At 67.4% G+C, this 19524-nt stretch carries 18 protein-coding genes; 16 read left to right on the top strand and 2 right to left on the bottom strand.

Translation table 11 applies throughout. The features are described 5' to 3' along the window. The first annotated feature begins 78 nt into the window (after positions 1–78). The 9 genes from ruvC to OG394_RS01625 all read left to right on the top strand — a co-directional run bounded on the left by ruvC (position 79) and on the right by OG394_RS01625 (position 9722). The gene (gene ruvC, locus OG394_RS01585; protein ID WP_328992939.1) at positions 79–621 is read left to right on the top strand and encodes a crossover junction endodeoxyribonuclease RuvC; all 543 of its coding nucleotides are present in this window, start codon (positions 79–81) and stop codon (positions 619–621) included. Continuing rightward, positions 618–1220 carry a Holliday junction branch migration protein RuvA gene (ruvA, locus tag OG394_RS01590; RefSeq protein WP_328992940.1) on the top strand — a complete coding sequence of 201 codons (603 nt, stop codon included), beginning with the start codon at positions 618–620 and terminating at the stop codon, positions 1218–1220. Before ruvC ends, ruvA begins: the two co-directional genes overlap by 4 nt. 1 nt (position 1221) lies before the next feature. Beyond that, the gene (gene ruvB, locus OG394_RS01595) at positions 1222–2280 is read left to right on the top strand and encodes a Holliday junction branch migration DNA helicase RuvB (protein WP_328992941.1); all 1059 of its coding nucleotides are present in this window, start codon (positions 1222–1224) and stop codon (positions 2278–2280) included. Positions 2281–2403: 123 nt separating this feature from the next. Beyond that, positions 2404–2958: a preprotein translocase subunit YajC gene (gene yajC / locus OG394_RS01600; protein ID WP_328992942.1), complete on the top strand. Its 555-nt coding sequence runs from the start codon at positions 2404–2406 to the stop codon at positions 2956–2958. A 61-nt stretch (positions 2959–3019) separates the two neighbouring features. Continuing rightward, positions 3020–4804, top strand: coding sequence for a protein translocase subunit SecD (gene secD, locus OG394_RS01605; protein ID WP_328992943.1), 1785 nt, complete (start codon positions 3020–3022; stop codon positions 4802–4804). Next, a complete protein-coding gene (secF, locus tag OG394_RS01610; RefSeq protein WP_328992944.1) occupies positions 4804–6000 on the top strand; it encodes a protein translocase subunit SecF in 1197 nt (398 codons plus the stop codon). Before secD ends, secF begins: the two co-directional genes overlap by 1 nt. After that, on the top strand, positions 6001–6540 hold the full coding sequence (locus OG394_RS01615) for an adenine phosphoribosyltransferase (RefSeq protein ID WP_328992945.1): 540 nt from the start codon (positions 6001–6003) through the stop codon (positions 6538–6540). A 315-nt stretch (positions 6541–6855) separates the two neighbouring features. Beyond that, positions 6856–9054: a RelA/SpoT family protein gene (locus OG394_RS01620; RefSeq protein WP_328992946.1), complete on the top strand. Its 2199-nt coding sequence runs from the start codon at positions 6856–6858 to the stop codon at positions 9052–9054. A 35-nt stretch (positions 9055–9089) separates the two neighbouring features. Continuing rightward, positions 9090–9722, top strand: coding sequence for a DUF2461 domain-containing protein (locus OG394_RS01625; RefSeq protein ID WP_328992947.1), 633 nt, complete (start codon positions 9090–9092; stop codon positions 9720–9722). A gap of 4 nt (positions 9723–9726) precedes the next feature. On the opposite strand, the gene OG394_RS01630 is transcribed toward OG394_RS01625, so the two are convergent. After that, the gene (locus OG394_RS01630) at positions 9727–10665 is read right to left on the bottom strand and encodes a type IV toxin-antitoxin system AbiEi family antitoxin (protein ID WP_328992948.1); all 939 of its coding nucleotides are present in this window, start codon (positions 10663–10665) and stop codon (positions 9727–9729) included. A 422-nt stretch (positions 10666–11087) separates the two neighbouring features. Further along, a complete protein-coding gene (locus OG394_RS01635; protein WP_328992949.1) occupies positions 11088–12314 on the bottom strand; it encodes a DUF349 domain-containing protein in 1227 nt (408 codons plus the stop codon). A gap of 213 nt (positions 12315–12527) precedes the next feature. Here OG394_RS01635 and OG394_RS01640 point away from each other — a divergent pair, with 213 nt between their 5' ends. From OG394_RS01640 to OG394_RS01670, 7 genes are all read left to right on the top strand, one after another. Continuing rightward, entirely contained in the window at positions 12528–13217 is a 690-nt protein-coding gene (locus OG394_RS01640; RefSeq protein ID WP_328992950.1) for an MBL fold metallo-hydrolase, read from the top strand. Positions 13218–13227: 10 nt separating this feature from the next. Further along, positions 13228–14571: a histidine--tRNA ligase gene (hisS, locus tag OG394_RS01645; RefSeq protein WP_328992951.1), complete on the top strand. Its 1344-nt coding sequence runs from the start codon at positions 13228–13230 to the stop codon at positions 14569–14571. Beyond that, a complete protein-coding gene (gene aspS, locus OG394_RS01650) occupies positions 14568–16340 on the top strand; it encodes an aspartate--tRNA ligase (RefSeq protein WP_328992952.1) in 1773 nt (590 codons plus the stop codon). Before hisS ends, aspS begins: the two co-directional genes overlap by 4 nt. Before the next feature lie 73 nt (positions 16341–16413). Next, the gene (locus OG394_RS01655) at positions 16414–17349 is read left to right on the top strand and encodes a glycoside hydrolase family 19 protein (RefSeq protein WP_328992953.1); all 936 of its coding nucleotides are present in this window, start codon (positions 16414–16416) and stop codon (positions 17347–17349) included. Positions 17350–17530: 181 nt separating this feature from the next. Then, on the top strand, positions 17531–18493 hold the full coding sequence (locus tag OG394_RS01660) for a glycoside hydrolase family 19 protein (protein ID WP_328992954.1): 963 nt from the start codon (positions 17531–17533) through the stop codon (positions 18491–18493). A gap of 128 nt (positions 18494–18621) precedes the next feature. After that, positions 18622–19053, top strand: coding sequence for a helix-turn-helix transcriptional regulator (locus OG394_RS01665; protein ID WP_328992955.1), 432 nt, complete (start codon positions 18622–18624; stop codon positions 19051–19053). A gap of 36 nt (positions 19054–19089) precedes the next feature. Beyond that, positions 19090–19518 (top strand): VOC family protein, encoded by a 429-nt coding sequence (locus tag OG394_RS01670; protein WP_328992956.1) that lies wholly within the window; start codon positions 19090–19092, stop codon positions 19516–19518. Positions 19519–19524: the final 6 nt, after the last annotated feature.

Raw genomic sequence — 19524 nt, forward strand, 5'->3', positions numbered from 1 at the left:
CACAGGCTAGGGCGCGTCGGTTGGGATCCGGGTGGGGTCGGCTATTAGGGTGGTCGAACAAACGTTCGGAGGTAGTTCATGCGCGTGCTCGGTGTCGACCCGGGTCTGACCCGGTGTGGTCTCGGGCTCGTCGAGGGTTCGGCCGGCCGGCCGCCGACGATGATCGCCGTCGGGGTCGTGAAGACGCCGGCCGATCTCGATATCGCCCGCCGGCTGGTGCTGATCGAGGCGGGCATCATCGAGTGGATCACCGAGTACAAACCGGATGCGGTCGCGGTCGAGCGGGTCTTTGCGCAGCACAACGTGCAGACCGTGATGGGCACCGCGCAGGCGGCCGGGGTGGCGATGCTGGTGGCGGCCCGGATGGGCTTGCCGGTCGCGCTGCACACCCCGAGTGAGGTCAAGGCGGCCGTCACCGGTTCGGGCCGGGCAGGGAAGGAGCAGGTGACCGAGATGGTGACCAGGATCCTCAAACTGCCCGAGCGCCCGACACCGGCCGACGCCGCCGACGCGCTGGCGCTGGCGATCTGCCACGTCTGGCGCGGTGGAGTGACGAACAGGTTCCAGCAGGCGGTCGCCGCGCAGGCGAGTAGCGCGAGTAGTAGAGGAGGACGTCGATGATCGCGTTCGTCCGTGGCCCGGTGGCCGCGATCGGCGTGGACAGCTGTGTGATCGAGGTCGGGGGAGTCGGGCTGCAGCTGTTCTGCCATCCCGGCACGCTCGCCGGGTTTCGGCCCGGCCAGGAGGCCCAGGTCTTCACCTCGATGGTGGTCCGCGAGGACTCCCTCACGCTGTACGGCTTCGCCGACGACGACGAGAAGCAGTTGTTCGAGCTGTTGCAGACCGCTTCGGGTGTCGGGCCGCGATTGGCCCAGGCAGCCCTTGCCGTGCTGAGCCCGGACCAGATTCGCCAGGCCGTCGCGAACGAGGACCTGGCCATGCTGGTGAAGGTGCCCGGTATCGGCAAGAAGGGCGCGCAGCGGATCGTGCTCGAGCTCAAGGACAAGATCGGCCTGCCGTCGCGGACGGTCACGGGTCGGCCGCTGCAGGCCGCGAACGACTGGCGCGCCCAGGTCCAGGCCGGTCTGATCGGCCTCGGCTGGTCGGCCCGCGACGCGGAGGACGCCGTCATCGCGGTTTCGCCGCTGGCGGTGGACCAGGCCGAGCCGTCCGTGCCGGATCTGCTGAGGGCGGCGCTGCGCACGCTGTCGAAGGCCTGACATGTCAGCTGACGACAACGTCCGGCCGCTGGTTTCCGGCGACGCCGATTTCGAGGAGCGCACGTTCGAGTCGGCGCTGCGGCCGAAGACGCTGGCGGAGTTCGGCGGCCAGCGCCGGGTCAGCGAACAGCTCGAGCTGGTGCTGCACGCGGCGCGCGGGCGCAACGGCGTACCGGATCATGTTCTGCTGTCGGGTCCGCCCGGCCTGGGCAAGACCACACTGGCCATGATCATCGCCAGCGAGTTGTCGTCGCCGTTGCGGATCACGAGCGGCCCGGCGATCCAGCACGCGGGTGATCTGGCCGCGATCCTGTCGGGGCTGAACGAGGGCGAAGTGCTCTTCCTCGACGAGATCCACCGGATGTCGCGACCGGCGGAAGAGCTGCTCTATATGGCGATGGAGGACTTCCGCGTCGACGTCATCGTCGGCAAGGGGCCGGGCGCCACCGCCATTCCGCTGGAGATTCCGCCGTTCACGCTGGTCGGAGCGACGACGCGTGCCGGTCTGCTGCCGGGACCGCTGCGCGACCGCTTCGGCTTCACCGGTCACCTGGAGTTCTACGAGGCGTCGGAGCTCGAGCGCATCATCAATCGCTCGGCCGAACTGCTCCAGGTCGACATGACTCCCGAGGGCGGCGCGGAGATCGCGTCGCGTTCGCGCGGCACACCCCGGATCGCGAACCGGCTGCTGCGCCGCGTCCGGGACTTCGCGCAGGTGCGGGCCGACGGCATCATCACGCTCGCGCTGGCCAAGTCCGCGCTGGACCTCTACGAGGTGGACAGGATGGGCCTCGACCGGCTCGACCGCGGTGTGCTGGACGCGTTGTGCCGGCGCTTCGGCGGGGGACCGGTCGGCCTGTCCACGCTCGCGGTGGCCGTCGGCGAGGAGCGCGAGACGGTCGAAGAGGTGGCCGAACCGTTCCTGGTCCGCTCCGGCTACCTGGCCCGTACGCCGCGCGGCCGGGTCGCGACCCCGGCGGCCTGGCGCCACCTCGGTCTGAACGTGCCGAAGAACGCGACTTTCGCGGACACCCTTTTCGATGCCGAAGACGACGCCTGACGGTCGCTCTGCGTGTACGCCGGAACTTTGGCCGTTCGTCGTGCGTAATCAGTCAGGGGCGAGTGACTTAACTGTGACCACGGGTAATGCGCCAGTTGTCGGCGGTCAGGGTTAGACTCCCCGGTGGCCTGGCCCCAGGTCATCCGTTCGCGTTTCCGGTGGGCTCTCGAGGACGTGCTTTTCGAGACCGAGCCGGCGACAGCCGTACTCGACGAAGGATTCTGGATCCCGATGGTTCTCTCCGCTGTCCCGATGGCCGAAGGTTCTTCCGGCGGTGGCTCCGGCTTCACGCTGCTGCTCCCGCTGATTCTGATCATCGGCATGATCTGGTTCATGAGCCGCTCGCAGAAAAAGCAGAAGGCTCGGCAGGCGGAAACCGTCGCGGCGCTGAAGCCCGGCACCCGCGTGATCACCACCAGCGGCCAGCTCGGCACCGTCTGGGACATCGACGACGAGTACGTCACTCTCGAGGTCGCGCCCGAGGTCTACAGCCAGTTCGTGAAGCAGGCCATCGGCCGCGTGCTGCCCGAGGAGGAGCCGGACGACGAGGCTGACGCTTCGGACGCCGCCGACACCGACGTGGCCGACGCCGACGTGGCCGATGACGCCGCGGACAAGTCCGTTGAGGACAAGGTCGAGGACACCCCCAAGCTTCCGCCCACGCACACCGAGAAGTGACCCTTCGGTCCTGTTCGGTGTAGGCGCCTGACCGCGCCCTGTAGCTCGAGGAAAGACTGACGTGGCAACGACGACGACATCTCCATCACGCCCCGGCCGGCAGCTCATCGCGCTGGCCGTGGTGCTGGTCATCCTGTTCGGCATCATGGCTCTGACGAAGAGCTGGAAGCCGAAGCTCGGGCTCGACCTGCGCGGCGGCACCACCATCACCCTGACGGCGAAAAGCTCCGTCACCGGTGGTGAGGTGACCGCGGACAAGCTCAGCGAAGCCAAGAACATCATCGAGCAGCGGGTGAACAGCCGCGGTGTGGCCGAGTCGGAGATCACCACCTCCGGCGGCACCCACATCACCGTCGCCGTGCCAGGTCAGAACAACGATGCCCTGGTGGCGCAGGTCGGCCAGACCGCCGAGCTGCGCTTCCGGATCGTGTACGACGCGCAGGCGGGCGGTGCGCCGACGCCGACCACCACGCCGACGCCGACGCCGACCCCGGGGAAGACGCCCACCGCGAAGCCGTCGGGCAACCCGAGCGTGAAGCCGTCGACGCCGACCTCGGTCAAGCCGACCAGCACGCCGAACGGACGGGCCTGGACCGGCATCCTCGCCGACCCGACTCCGACCACGACCCCGACGGTCGCGCCGACGCCGACCCCGACTGCTTCTGGCAGCCCGACTGCGTCTGGTACGCCGAAGCCGCCGGTGCTGCCGACGACGAGCGGCGACCCGCTGAAGTGGCAGCCGGACCCGGCGACGCAAGCGGCCTTCGCGGCGTACACCTGCGACTCGCCGAAGCCGGAGGACGTGTCGAACAAGCCGCTGCTGTCCTGCGACCGCACCGGCGGCACCAAGTACCTGCTCGGCCCGGCCATCCTGCAGGGCACCGACCTGAAGGACGCCTTCGCGGGTATCCCGCAGAACGGCATCCAGTGGCAGGTCAACCTGGAGTTCACCGGTGAGGGCGGCACGAAATTCCTCAACGCCACCACCGCGATCTCGCAGCGCGGCGAGGGCAACAACCTGTTCGCGATCGTGCTGGACGGCCAGGCCATCTCGACCCCGAGCGTGAGCGGCCCGATCCCCGGCGGCACCGCCGAGATCACCGGTACGTTCACCGAGGCCGAGGCCCGCGACCTGGCCAGCGTGCTGAAGTACGGCGCGCTGCCGCTGTCGTTCGAGGTCTCCGAGGTGTCGAACGTGTCGCCGCAGTTGGGTGGTGACCAGCTCGACGCGGGCATCCTGGCCGGTCTGATCGGCCTCGGCGTCGTGGTGCTCTTCTCGTTCCTGTACTACCGCGGTCTCGGTCTCGTCGTGGTGTTGTCGCTCGCGGTCGCGGCGGCGTTCACCTACGCACTGGTCGTGCTGCTCGGCAAGTCGATGGGCTTCACCCTGACCCTCGCCGGTATCGCCGGTCTGATCGTGGCCATCGGTATCACCGCGGACTCGTTCGTCATCTACTTCGAGCGACTGCGGGACGAGGTCCGCGAGGGCCGCAGCCTGCGCTCGTCGGTGGAGACCGGCTGGGCCCGGGCCAAGCACACCATCATCGCGGCCGACTCGATCACGCTGCTGGCCGCGGCGGTGTTGTTCCTGCTCGCGGTCGGTGGCGTCAAGGGCTTCGCATTCACGCTCGGCCTGACCACGCTGATCGACCTGCTGGTGGTCTTCATCTTTACCAAGCCGCTGGTCACGTTGCTGGGCAGGACCGACTTCTACGGTCACGGCCACAAACTGTCCGGCCTCGACCCGGAGAGCCTCGGCGTACAGCGGCTGCCGGGCCAGACCGCACCAGGGAAGAAGAAGTCCGGTCCGCGGGCCGAAACCAAGCCTGTCGGAGGGGAGATCTGATGTCGAAGCTCGGAGCAATCGGTGCCAAGCTGCACCGCGGCGAAATCTCCTACGACTTCGTCGGCAAGCGCAGGATCTGGTTCACCGTCTCTGCGATCCTGGTGCTGCTCTCGATCGTCGGCCTGTCGGTGCGCGGTCTCGCGCTCGGGATCGAGTTCCGGGGCGGTAACGAGTTCATCGCGGCCACGCAGGTCACCGACTCGACCGTCGCGGATGTCCGCGAGGCCGTGGTCGCGACGAACGCGCAGGACCTCGGCGACCCGATCGTCACCACGATCGGCGACGACAAGGTCCGGGTGCAGACCCGGCCGCTCGCCGACGCCGACGTGCTGAAGGTCCGCGATGCGATCGCCCGCGAGGTGGGCGTCACCAACCCCGAACAGGTGGATCGGCAGCAGATCGGCGCCTCCTGGGGTGAGCAGATCGCCAACAAGGCACTGCTGGCTCTCGGTGTCTTCCTGGTGCTCGTCTTCTTCGTGATCTGGCTGTACTTCCGGGAACCGAAGGCCTCGACCGCGGCGATCATCGCGCTGTTCCACGACGTGTTGATCACCGTTGGCCTGTACGCGCTGATCGGTTTCGACGTCACACCGGCGACCGTGATCGGCGTGCTCACGATCCTTGGTTATTCGCTGTACGACACCGTCGTGGTGTTCGACAAGGTCCGCGAGAACACCCGCGGTATCACCGGCTCGAACCGCCAGACCTACAGCGACGCGGCCAACCTCGCCGTGAACCAGACGGTCGTGCGGTCGATCAACACCACGATCATCGCGCTGCTGCCGGTCGGGTCGATCCTCTTCGTCGGTACGTTCGTGCTCGGCTCGGGTCCGCTGAAGGACCTCTCGCTGGCCCTGTTCATCGGCATCGCCGTCGGCGCGTACTCCTCGATCTTCATCGCGCCGGCCCTGCTCGCCGCCTTCAAGGAGCGCGAGCCCGGGATGAAGGCGCTGGACCGCCGGGTCAAGGCCCGTCGTGCCCAGGCCGGTGCCGCCGCGCCGGTGGGTGGCCTCGCGGTCGCTGGTGCCGGAGGTGGGGTCGCCACGGTCGAGGGCACTCGTCCGCAGGACGCGCCACGCAAGCAGGGCGCGCCGAAGGCCGGTGCCACCAGCGGTTCGGCCCGGCCGATCAGCAAGACCAGCAGTGCGGGACGGCCGCAGCCGAAGCGCAAGCCCCGGTCGAAGCGCGGTAAGTAGGTGCCGACGCTCGACGAGGTGCTGACCACGCTGATCCGGGACATCCCGGACTATCCGAAGCCCGGCGTGGTGTTCAAGGACATCACGCCGCTGCTGGCCGATCACGCGGGCTTCACTCAGGTGGTGGAGGCGCTCGCCGCCTCTGGTCGCGACCACCTGGGCCAGACCGTGGTGGACAAGGTGGTCGGGATCGAGGCCCGCGGCTTCATCCTGGCCGCGCCGGTGGCACTCGCGCTCGGGGCCGGGTTCGTACCGGTTCGCAAGAAGGGCAAGTTGCCCGCCGCCACGTTCGAAGCGTCGTACGACCTGGAGTATGGGCAGGCGACGATCGAGGTGCACCAGGACGCGTTCAGCCCGGGCGACCGGGTGCTGGTGATCGACGATGTGCTCGCTACCGGTGGCACGGTCGAGGCCTGCCTGGGACTGCTCCGGCGGTGCGGTGCCACTGTCGCCGCGACCGCCGTACTGCTCGAGTTGTCGTTCCTGCCGGGGCGTGAACGCCTCGCGGGGGAGCGGCTCGATTCGCTGCTCACCGTCTGACACAAGGCGGCTCCGGCGTGTTGTCCACAGGCGGCGTCAAGTCCGTTGGTGGCTTCCCTCTAGACTGGTAGAACGTCTGCGGAGGGAAACAATGTGGGTGAAGACCCGGCGATGACTTCGGCGGTACCGAATGTCGTACCGCCTGAGCCACCGCGCGCGCCTGCCGCGAAGCCTGCTGCGAAGCCAACGGCGACACCCGCGGCAGTGACTGCGGCTGCCCCGCCACCGGCGTCGCAACCGCCGCGGATCGCGCCTGCCCGGGTCCGTGCCCGTCTCGCCCGTCTGGGTGGTACGAGGCACCCGAACCGCGCGCCGATGCTGGAGCCGCTGTTCCGGGTCGTTCGCGCCACGCACCCCAAGGCCGACCTGGCGATCATCGAGCGGGCCTACCGGACCGCCGAGAAGCACCACACAGGTCAGCTGCGGAAGAGCGGCGACGCGTACATCACGCATCCCCTCGCCGTCGCGACGATCCTGGCCGAGTTGGGTATGACCGCGCCGACGCTGTGCGCCGCCCTGCTGCACGACACCGTTGAGGACACCGACTACACGATCGACGAGCTGAAGAAGGATTTCAGCGAGGAGATCGCGATGCTGGTCGACGGTGTGACCAAGCTGGACAAGGTCAAGTACGGCGAGTCCGCGCAGGCCGAGACCATTCGCAAGATGGTCGTCGCGATGGCCAAGGACATTCGCGTGCTGGTGATCAAACTGGCCGACCGGCTGCACAACATGCGCACGCTCGGGTTCCTCCGGCAGGAGAAGCAGGAGCGGATCGCCCGCGAAACGCTGGAGATCTACGCCCCGCTGGCCCACCGGCTCGGTATGAACACGATCAAGTGGGAGCTCGAGGACCTGTCGTTCTCGACCCTGCACCCGAAGGTGTACGACGAGATCGTGCGGCTGGTCGCCGAGCGCGCGCCGTCGCGGGACGAGTATCTGGCCAGCGTGATCGACCAGGTGCACGAGGACCTGCGCGCCGCCAAGGTGAAGGCCACTGTCACCGGGCGGCCGAAGCACTACTACTCGATCTACCAGAAGATGATCGTCCGCGGCCGCGAGTTCGGCGATATCTACGACCTGGTCGGCATTCGCGTGCTGGTCGAGTCGGTCCGGGACTGTTACGCCGCGCTGGGCATCCTGCATGCCCGGTGGAACCCGGTGCCCGGCCGGTTCAAGGACTACATCGCGATGCCGAAGTTCAACATGTACCAGTCGCTGCACACCACCGTGATCGGCCCGCAGGGCAAGCCGGTGGAGCTGCAGATCCGGTCGTTCTCCATGCACCGCCGGGCTGAGTACGGTATCGCCGCCCACTGGAAGTACAAGGAAGACCCGAACGCGCCGGCGCCCGAGGTGGGTGCGCCGCCGACCACCGATGTCGGCAGCCCGAACGACATGCCGTGGGTGCGGCAGCTGGTCGACTGGCAGCGGGAGACCTCCGACCCGTCGGAGTTCCTCGACTCGCTGCGGTTCGAGATCAACAACGCCGAGGTCTACGTCTTCACCCCGCGCGGTGACGTGATGTCGCTGCCGACGGGTTCGTCCCCGGTCGACTTCGCGTATGCCGTGCACACCGAGGTCGGGCATCGCTGTATCGGCGCTCGCGTCAACGGCCGGCTCGTCCCGCTCGAGAGCACCCTCGAGAACGGCGATGTCGTCGAGGTCTTCACGTCGAAGGCCCAGGGCGCCGGTCCGTCCCGCGACTGGCTGACGTTCGTCAAGAGCCCGCGAGCCCGGAACAAGATCAAGCACTGGTTCAGCAAGGAGCGCCGCGACGAGGCGATCGAGCACGGTAAGGACGCGATCGCCAAGCAGCTCCGCAAGGAAGGCCTGCCGCTGCAGCGCCTGCTCTCGCACGAGACCCTGACCCAGGTCGCGAACTTCCTGCGCTATCCCGATGTCACCGGGCTGTACGCCGCCGTCGGCGAGGGCCACGTCGGCGCTCAGGCCGTCGTACGGCGCCTGATCGAGATGCACGGTGGTGAGGAGGGCGCGGCCGAGGATCTCGCCGAAGGCGTCCGCCTACCCGCCAGCCGCGAGCGCCGCAAGCGGACCAACCGGGGCGACGCAGGTGTCATCGTCAAGGGCACGACGGACGTGCTGGCCAAACTCGCCCGCTGCTGTACGCCGGTGCCGGGTGACGAGATCATCGGCTGGATCACCCGTGGTGCGGGCGTTTCCGTGCACCGCAGCGACTGTACGAACGTGGACAACCTCAAGGCCCAGCCCGAGCGCATCGTCGAGGTCGAGTGGGCCCCGACGGCGCAATCGGTCTTCCTGGTGGCGATCCAGGTCGAGGCGCTGGACCGGGCGCGGCTGCTATCGGACATCACGCGCGTCCTCTCGGACTACCACGTGAACATCCTCTCCGCAGCCCTGACCACCACGCGCGACCGAATCGCCAAGTCCCGCTTCACCTTCGAAATGGGCGACCCAACCCACCTAGGCCACGTCCTAAAGGCCGTCCGCTCCGTCGAAGGCGTCTTCGACGTCTACCGCGTCACCCAGTAGAACGGCCGTGCGTGCACGCCGATTAGGGTGTGCGCATGGCTGAGTTCACCGGGTTCCCGGTTGCCGCATTGGACTTCTACGACGATCTCGAGGTCGACAACACCAAGACCTTCTGGTCGGAGCACAAGGAGATCTACGAGGAGTCCGTCCGCAAACCGATGAACGCGTTGGTCGCGCTGCTGGAAAGCGAGTTCGGCCCGGCCAAGGTCTTCCGCCCGCATCGCGACGTACGTTTCGCGAAGGACAAAACGCCGTACAAAACCAACCAGGGTGCGTTCATTCCGCGCGGTCCCTCACTCGGCTGGTACGTCGAGGTGGCCGCGCCCGGCGTCCGGGTCGGCGCCGGCTTCTACGAGGCCTCCGCGGAACGCCTCGCCGCCTTCCGCGACGCCATCGCCGACGAACGACGCGGCACCGAACTCCAGAAGATCCTCGCCAAACTCACGAAGGCCGGCTGGACCGTCGGCGGCGACCGCCTCAAAACCAGCCCCCGCGGCTACGACGCCGACCACCCCCGGATCGACCTCCTCCGCCACAAATCCATGACCCTCTCCAAGTCCTACGGCTTCGAACCCGTAATCCACACCGCTGAACTGGCGGACCAGATCCGCGAGGACTGGCGAACCACAACCCCGTTCGTCGAATGGGTCGCCTCCAACGCCCTCTGAGAGTTCACCACCTCCGCGGCAGCCGCGGCTCGATGCCCAACATCTCGCCAACGACGTACTCGAGGTCGACACGTCGGCCCCAGACGTCTCCTCGTCGTACCGGCAGGATCAACCAGCCGACGTCGTCGAGGTCGAGTCGGCGCGTTTCGTCCCGAAAGGAAGCGCGTCGGCCGCTGTGCCACTGGTCGCTGTCGTACTCGAGGCCGATCCGGCGACCGTGATACTCGATGTCGGGATAGCCGAGGTCGATCCGGCGCTCGCCGCGCGGCGTCAGCACCCGAACCTGCGCTTGCGGACGTGGGAATCCGGCGTCGAGAAGCCGCAGCCGTAGCCACGATTCGCCAGGTGATTCGGTCAGCGGATCAGCGAAGAGGGCGAGCTCTCGCGCCTGGGCGATGCCGGGATGCTTCGGATAGCGACCGATCGCGGCGCACAGCTGGCCATGGTCCAGCAGCCCGGCGTGGAGCATCGCGTCGAGGGCGGAGAGCGCATACGGACGTCGCAGATGGCGCGCGAGATGCACGGCGGTGGCCGCCGGCGTGGTGACGCGAAGGCCGCGATGGATCATCACATCGCCCGGCAAGACCGTCTGACTATGGCCAGTCACCTTCGATCGGCGAATGGCGCGATGCCGGCCGGGGCGCAGGGTGTCGATCGCCAGCGGCCCATCCCGCTCCTGGAGCGCGAAGGTGTCGATGCCGAACAGCCACGCGGCCGTACGGCGGCAGATCACCGCGTCCAAAGGCGTGACCAGGCACAGGGCCGCTGCCCGCAGCTCAAGCGAATCGGGGACCAGCGCATCGACGTACACGGTCTTGAGGACTTGCCGGATCAGCCCGTTGGCGAGATGCCGCCGCAGCTTCGCGTGATCCCAACCACCGCGCTCCGCCTGCGCACGCGTGAACGGCGCTCCGTCGAAATACCGCAGGTCGTCGAAGAGCATCGGACCAGAATGCGCCTCCAACCGCCAAAGCGCCTGCCGTTCATCCACAGGCCCGCATTCCACGTCCGACCGTCGAAAAGTTATCCACACCCGCGCCGCATAGTGCGTCCGACCGTCGCAGGGGAGTAGGCGCACTCACGGCCTACGGCGTCGCATTCCTTCCCCGCATTCCGGGTCCGACCGTCGGAGAGTTGGTCACACGTCGCCGCGGCGCGCCGTCCAAAACCTTCCGCCGGTCGGACGCGCCATGCGACGCCTACCCCACGAACCCCTGCCACGGTCGGACGCACTATGCGGTGCCGTCCACCACCCTGCGACGGCGCGCCACGAACGCTGCGACGGTCGGACGTGGAATGCGGCGAGGGGATGCGAAAGGCCCGCGCGTTCCAACCAGGGGACGTGCGGGCCTTGCGGTGGAGGGGTTAGCTGAAGTCGGTTAGGGCTTGTTGGGCTTGGGCTAGCCAGGCTCGGCGGGCTTCGGCGGCTTCGCGGGCGTCTTTGGCCTTTTTGGCGTTGCCGGCGGATTCGTGCTTGACGGCTTGGGCTTCGAGGTCGGAGATGAGCGACTCGAGTTGTTTGACCGTGGCTTCGGCGCGGGCTCGGGCTTCGGGGTTGCTGCGCTCCCAGACCTCGTCCTCGGCGGACTTCACGGCTTGCTCCACCGCTCGCAACCGAGCGTCGATCGGGCGCATCGAGTCGCGCGGGACCTTGCCGATGGCGTCCCAGCGGTCGAGCAGGACGCGGAGTTGTTCGCGGGCCGCCTTCGGGTCTTCGACCGGGAGGATGGCCTCGATCTCGACCAGCAGTTCCTCCTTGGCCTGGAGGTTTGCCTGCTGTTCGACGTTCTCCTCGGCCTGGACCGCGTCGCGGGCGCCGAAGAACGTGTCCTGGGCGGTACGGAATCGCGCCCACAGTTTGTCGTCGACCTCGCGCGGTGCCGGGCCGGCGGCCTTCCACTGGCGCATCAGGTCGCGGAAACGGCCGGACGTCGGACCCCAGTCGGTCGAGTTGACCAGGCCCTCGGCCTCGGCGGCGAGGCGTTCCTTCACCACGGCGGCTTCGTCGCGCTTGGACGAGAGCTCGGCGAAGTGCTGCTTGCGATGACGCGTGTACGTCGTACGCGCCGAGGAGAACCGGTGCCAGAGCTCGTCGTCGCTGGACTTGTCGAGGCGGGGGAGCGCCTTCCACTCGTCGAGCAGTTCGCGCAGCCGGGTGACGCCGTGGCGCCAATCCGTACCGGCGGCGATCGTCTCGGCCTCGGTGGCGATCTTGGTCTTGGCCTCGCGGGCCTCTTCGACCTTGGCCGCGCGCTCGGCCTTGCGCTTCTCGCGTTGCTGGGCGACGAGCGGGCTCAGCGCTTCCAGGCGAGCGCGCAGCCCGTCCAGGTCGCCGACGGCCTGGGCCTCGTCGATCGCGGTGGTCACCTTCTTGACGGCGGCGCGGGCGTCATCCGGCGAGACCGTGCCCGCGGCGACGCGCTGCTCCAGCAGTTCGACCTCGAACGCGAGGGCGTCGTACCGCCGGGTGTAGAAGGCGAGTGCCTCGGTTGGATCGGCATCGGGCCACTGCCCGACGGCTCGTTCGCCGTCCTTGGTACGGACGTAGACCGTTCCGTCCTCTGCTACCCGGCCCCAGCTGTCCTCGGCCACAACTCGCCCCTTTCGGCGGTATGTCTTGCGCTCGCTGCCCATTCTGGCCACTACCCGGTTCAATCGCGTAGCCGGGTGCCAAGTAGGCGTGTTGACGAGCCTCACAAACTCCTGCCGGGTATGCAACGGGGTTCCGGTCTCAATCCGGTTAGTCCCGGTGATGGTGGCACCGGTAATCTTGCTTCGTTCCGGATTCCCTCAGGAAGGTCAGTTGTGCTCATCGCCGGGTTCCCCGCAGGTGCGTGGGGCACGAACTGCTACGTCGCCGCCACCGGCCCGGGCACCGAATGCGTGATCGTCGACCCCGGTCAGGACGCCGTCAAGGGGATCGAGCAGATCGTCCGCGAGAACAAGCTCAAACCTGTCGCAGTGCTGCTCACGCACGGGCACATCGACCACATGTTCTCCGTGATGCCGGTTTGCGGGGCGTACGACGCGACCGCGTACATCCACCCCGATGACCGGCACCTGCTGGCCGATCCGATGGCCGGTATCAGCCCGGAGACGGCGCAGATGCTGCTCGGGGGGAACTACACCTTCGCCGAGCCCGACGACGTCGCCGAACTGAAGGACGCCGACACGATCGAGTTGGCCGGTCTGCGGTTCACGGTCGACCACACGCCGGGGCACACCCGGGGCTCGGTCACGTTCACTTCGCCGTACGACGGGCCGGAGGACGTGCCGGCCGTGCTCTTCTCCGGGGACGTGTTGTTCGCCGGATCGATCGGGCGCACGGATCTGCCCGGTGGGGACCATCAGGCCATGCTGCATACGCTGGCCACCAAGATCCTGCCGATGCGCGACGACATCGTCGTACTGCCGGGTCATGGTGGCCAGACCTCGATCGGCCGGGAAAAGGCGACCAATCCCTACTTGCAGGACCTGGAGATTCCAACAATATGAGCAAGGCCCAATGAGTAAAATCAGCCCGATCAGTGGGTTCCCCGAATGGCTTCCGTCGGACCGGATCGTCGAGCAGTTCTTCCTCGACACGATTCGGGAGACGTTCGAGCTGCACGGGTTCGCGTCCATCGAGACCCGGGCGGTCGAGCCGATCGAGCGGCTGTCCAGTCAGGGCGAGGACGCCGACAAGGAGATCTACGCCGTACGGCGACTCGCGGCCGGCGCGGACGACGACAGCGGCCCCGGTCTCGGGCTGCACTTCGACCTGACCGTGCCGTTCGCGCGGTACGTGCTGGAGAACTCGGGCAAGCTGGCCTTCCCGTTCCGCCGCTACCAGATCCAGCGGGTCTGGCGTGGTGAGCGCCCGCAGGAGGGCCGGTACCGCGAGTTCACCCAGGCCGATATCGACATCGTCAGCGACGGCACGTTGCCGTTCCACTACGAGGTCGAGCTGCCGCTGGTGATCGCGGACGCCTTCTCCAAACTGCCGATCCCGCCGTTCCGCATCCAGGTGAACAACCGCCAGATCCCCGAGGGCTTCTACCGCGGTCTCGGCATCGAGGACGTCCTCGCAGTGCTCCGGATCGTCGACAAGCTCGACAAGATCGGCCCGGACAAAGTGGCGAAGCTGCTCGTCGACGCCGGTCTGACCGACGCCCAGGCGAAGTCGGCGCTGCAACTGGCCGAGATCTCCAGCACGGACGCATCGTTCGTCGAGCAGGTCCGCGCCCTCGGCGTGAAGCACGAGATCCTCGACGAGGGCCTCGAGCGCCTCGCCGCGATCATGACCGCCGCCAACGAGCACGCCCCGGGTCTGCTGGTGGCCGACCTCAAGATCGCTCGCGGGCTCGACTACTACACCGGCACGGTCTACGAGACGCAGCTGATCGGCCACGAGTCGTACGGCTCGATCTGCTCCGGCGGGCGGTACGACTCGCTCGCCAGCGACGGCAAAACGACGTACCCGGGTGTGGGTATCTCGATCGGCGTCTCCCGACTGCTGGCGCGCTTGTTCAAGTACGGCCTGGTCGCGGGCAGCCGCTCGACCCCGACCGCCGTCCTCGTGGCGTTGACCCAAGAGGAAGACCGCGCCGACGCGATGCGTACGGCCGCCGCCTTGCGCAGCCGGGGTATCCCGACCGAGGTGGCGCCGGCCGCGGCCAAATTCGGCAAGCAGATCAAGTACGCCGATCGCCGGGGCATTCCGTTCGTCTGGTTCGGCGGCGTCGACGGTGCTGCCGATTCGGTGAAGGACATCCGCAGTGGCGACCAGGTCGACGCCGACGCGTCCACCTGGACGCCCGCACCCGAAGACTTGCGACCAAGCATCGAGAACCCCCAGGAGAACCAGTGATCCGTTCCCATTCCGCAGGCTCGCTCCGTGCCGAGCACGCCGGTCAGACCGTCGTCCTGGCGGGCTGGGTGGCCCGGCGGCGCGATCACGGTGGCGTGGCGTTCATCGATCTGCGCGACGCGTCCGGCACGGTCCAGGTGGTGATCCGGGACGAGGAGATCGCGCACCCGCTGCGCGCCGAGTTCTGCCTGAAGATCGTCGGTGAGGTCTCGCCGCGACCCGAGGGCAACGCGAACCCGAACCTGCCGACCGGCGAGATCGAGGTCATCACCACCGAGGTCGAGGTGCTGAACGAGGCCGCGCCGCTGCCGTTCCCGGTCGAGGAGCACCACGCGACGCCGGTGAACGAGGAGGTCCGCCTCAAGTACCGCTACCTGGACCTTCGCCGTCAGGGCCCGGGCAACGCGTTGCGCCTGCGCAGCCAGGTCAACCGGGCCGCCCGCGAGGTGCTGGCCAACCACGACTTCGTCGAGATCGAGACGCCGACGCTGACCAAGTCGACGCCGGAAGGCGCGCGCGACTTCCTGGTCCCGGCGCGTCTTCAGCCCGGTTCTTGGTACGCCCTGCCGCAGTCGCCGCAGCTGTTCAAGCAGCTGCTGATGGTGGCCGGTATGGAGAAGTACTTCCAGATCGCCCGCTGCTACCGCGACGAGGACTTCCGGGCCGACCGGCAGCCCGAGTTCACCCAGCTCGACATCGAGATGAGCTTCGTCGACCAGGACGACGTGATCACGTTGTCCGAGGAGATCCTGGTCGAGCTGTGGAAGCTGATCGGCTTCGAGGTGCAGACGCCGCTGCCGCGGATGACGTACGCCGAGGCGATGGCGCGATTCGGTACCGACAAGCCCGACCTGCGGATGGGCCTCGAGCTCGTCGAGTGCACGGACTACTTCAAGGACACGCCGTTCCGCGTGTTCCAGGCGCCGTACGTCGGTGCCGTGGTGATGCCGGGTGGCGCCGACCAACCGCGCAAGCAGCTCGACGCGTGGCAAGAGTGGGCCAAGCAGCGTGGCGCCAAGGGTTTGGCGTACGTGCTGGTCGGGCCGGACGGCGAGCTGGGTGGTCCCGTCGCCAAGAACCTGTCCGAGACCGAGCGTGCGGGTCTGGCCGACCACGTGGGCGCCAAGCCGGGGGACTGCGTCTTCTTCGCGGCCGGTCCGGTCAAGACGTCGCGGGCGTTGCTCGGCGCGGCCCGGCTGGAGATCGGCCGTCGTGGCGGGCTGATCGATGAGTCGGCCTGGTCGTTCCTGTGGGTGGTGGACGCGCCGCTGTTCGAGCCGGCCTCCGACGCGGTGGCGACCGGTGATGTCGCGGTCGGTTCGGGCGCGTGGACGGCCGTGCACCACGCGTTCACCTCGCCGAAGCCCGACTCGCTGGCGACGTTCGACACGGATCCGGGCAATGCGCTCGCCTACGCGTACGACATCGTCTGCAATGGCAACGAGATCGGCGGTGGGTCGATTCGTATCCACCGTGAGGACGTGCAGAAGCGCGTGTTCGCGGTGATGGGTCTGACGGACGAAGAGGTGACCGAGAAGTTCGGCTTCCTGCTCGACGCGTTCAAGTTCGGCGCGCCGCCGCATGGCGGGATCGCCTTCGGTTGGGACCGGATCACCGCGCTGCTGGCCGGGACCGAGTCGATCCGCGATGTCATCGCCTTCCCGAAGTCCGGTGGCGGGTTCGACCCGTTGACCGCCGCGCCCGCGCCGATCACCCCGGCGCAGCGCAAGGAGGCCGGCGTGGACGCCGTACCGGAGATCAAGTCCTAGTTGCCTACTTGAGCAACCCCGTGGTGAGGGGCGGAGAGTACGAGGTCCGCCCCTCCACCGCCAGGGAGTGCTCATGCTCAGGTCCTTATGCCTGCTCACAGCCATAACCGCGACAGGGCTGGTGGCGACGCCGGCCAGCGCTGTCGGTTTCCAGACCACTGCCAATAACCTCAACGTACGGTCCGACGCCTATCTGTCCGCGTCGGTGGTCAAGGTGCTCGCAGGTCCGACCGTGGTTGACGTCGACTGTCAGCGGTCGGGTGATTCGGTCACCGTGCCGGGGCGTGCCGCGACCACGTGGTGGGCGCATCTGCCCGCACACGGTGGGTACGTGACCGTCGGCTATATCAACACCAGTGAGACCAAGTTGCCTGGTGTGCCTGAGTGCGCGCCGAACCCGAATCCGCCGGTGAACGTCACGCTGGCCGACGTACAGGCGATGTTCGGGTCGCGGATCGCCAATCCGACGTTGGTCAATACGGGTCTTCCGTCGCTGAACAAGGCGATGGCGGACGCTCAGATCAACACGCCTCGTCGGAAGGCGGCGTTCCTGGCGACGTTGGTGCACGAGTCGCGGTTGGAGTACAACATTCGCGAGATCGGCGATACGCGGTTGTACGGCGGTCGGGGGTATATCCAGCTGACCGGTGACTTCAATTACGGGCCGGCGGGGCGGTATTTCGGGATCGATCTGCTGGGGAATCCCGAGTTGGCGCGGTCGTTGCAGTGGAGTGCGCCGATTGCGCGTTGGTATTGGACGGTGGCTCGCAATATCAATCCGATGGCCGATGCGTTGAACATGGGCAAGGTCAATGCGGCGATCGGGTATCCGGCCGGGGCCGAGGATCAGCGTCGGTGTGACTCGTTCAAGAACGCGTTGCGGTATCTGACCGGGTCGGTGCCGGCCGGGATCATCTGCACGCGGCCGACGGCGTACGCCGGTGACACCAGCAAGCTCACCCGCGCGCAGTTCGACGCGTTGGGCATCGCCGCGGGGACTGTTGGCTGATGTCTTAAGGGTCTTTGGACACAGTGCCGTGGCGGCTGGCTCGCCACGGCACTGTTTGCGCTGGTGTCGAAAGGCTTGAGTGCGGGTCTTGTTGGGTGGAAAGTGACGACGTCGTGACCGAGTGTCGGTAGTTACTCACGACGACCGCCTTTCCGCCCTTTTGCCCGCCCGGAAGAGACCTATGCGCACACGAAGTTTCCGCCGACTCGGAGCCACCCTGCTCGCCCTGGCCGGTATCGCCGCGGCCGGTGTGGTCGCCGCGACTCCTGCCCAAGCGGCGGTGTTCTCGACGTACGGCAGTGGGGTGAACGTCCGCGCCGACGCGTACCTGAACTCGGCCATCGTCCGTACGCTGCCCGGCCCGACCTCGATCGACGTCGACTGCCAGAAGTTCGGCGACCACGTGACGGTCTCGGGCGGCTCCAGCAGTTGGTGGGCGCATGTCCCGGCTTTGGGTGGTTACGTCACTGTGGCCTACGTGAGCATCCCTGAGGACAAGCTGCCCGGTGTGCCCGAGTGCGGCGGCGGCAACCCGGACCCGGGTGGCGATATCACCCTGGCGACGGTGCAGGCGATGTTCGGCAGTCGTATCGCCAATCCGTCGTTGGTCCAGCAGGGTCTGCCGTCGCTGAACCAGGCGATGCGGGATGCCAACATCAATACGCCGTACCGCAAGGCCGCGTTCTTGGCGACGTTGGTGCACGAGTCGCGGTTGGAGTACAACATCCGCGAGATCGGCGATACGCGGTTGTACGGCGGTCGCGGGTACATCCAGTTGACGGGTGACTTCAACTACGGCCCGGCCGGTCGGTACTTCGGTATCGACCTGCTCGGCAATCCTGAGTTGGCGCGGTCGCTGCAGTGGAGTGCGCCGATCGCCCGCTGGTACTGGACCGTCGCCCGCAACATCAACCCGTACGCCGACGCCCTGAACATGGGCAAGGTCAACGCAGCCATCGGTTACCCGGCCGGTGCCGAAGACGGGCGCCGTTGCGACTCCTTCAAGAACGCCATCCGCGTACTGACCGGGTCCGTCCCCGGCGGCATCATCTGCACCCGTTCGAAGATGCTCACCGGCGACACCACCAAACTCACCGCCACCCAATTCACCTCCCTGGCCGGCAACCCCGGCGCCAAGGGCTGACCAACCTCTCTTTTGCGTTCGTTCGTCGGAATCCGCCCTCTGCCGTCGCGGACCTGTGCCGGTCCGCGGCGCTGAGAGGGCGGATTCCGACGAACGAACGCAAAAGAGAGAGGCCTATCCTCGGCGATATGGGGATGGGTGTGGTGCCGGTCGAACTGTTGCCGCATTTGCGCCGGGCGCGCGACCTGGCCGATCGGCAGTTCGCCGAGCCGCTCGACCTCGACGCGCTCGCCTCGGCCGCGGGCGTCTCGAAGTACCACTTCCTCCGGTGTTTCGCCGCGGAGTACGGCGAGACGCCCATGCAGTACGTCGGCCGGCGCCGGATCGAGCGCGCCGCCGACCTGCTGCGAGCCACCAACCTGACCGTGACCGAGGTGTGCCACCTGGTCGGGTTCAGCAGTCTAGGGTCGTTCAGCACGCGGTTCACCGAGTTGATCGGGATGAGCCCGTCGGCCTACCAGCAGACCCAGACGGGGCCGCGTATCCCCGGCTGCTACGTCTTCATGCTCGGTCTGACCAGCGCAATTCCGGAGAAGCCTGATGCGGCTGGCAAGGCCTAACGTCGTACACGTCAACTTCTTCGAAAAGGGGCAGCCGTGATTACCAACGTTTCGCTGATCAGTGTGTTCGTGAACGATATCGACGAGGCCAAGGCCTTCTACACCGAGAAACTCGGCTTCACGCTCCAGGTCGACGTCACCGTCGGGGACGGCTACCGCTGGTGCACGGTCAGCCAGCCGGACCACCCCGAACTGGAGATCCAGCTGGCGCTACCAGGCCCGCCGTTGGACCCTGAGTCGGTCGAAGCGATCAAGCGGATGATGGCGAAGGGCTCGATGCACGGCTTCGGCATCGCCACCGAGAACTGCCGCAAGACTTTCGACGAACTGGTTGCCCGAGGCGTCGAGTACGTCCAGGAGCCCTCGGACCGCCCGTACGGCGTCGAGGCCGTCCTCCGCGACAACTCCGGCAACTGGCTGGTCCTAGTCGAGAAACACCCTTACACCCAGTCCGACTTCGACTGAGCCGGG

This window comes from Kribbella sp. NBC_01245, from assembly GCF_036226525.1.
Taxonomy (GTDB): Bacteria; Actinomycetota; Actinomycetes; order Propionibacteriales; family Kribbellaceae; genus Kribbella.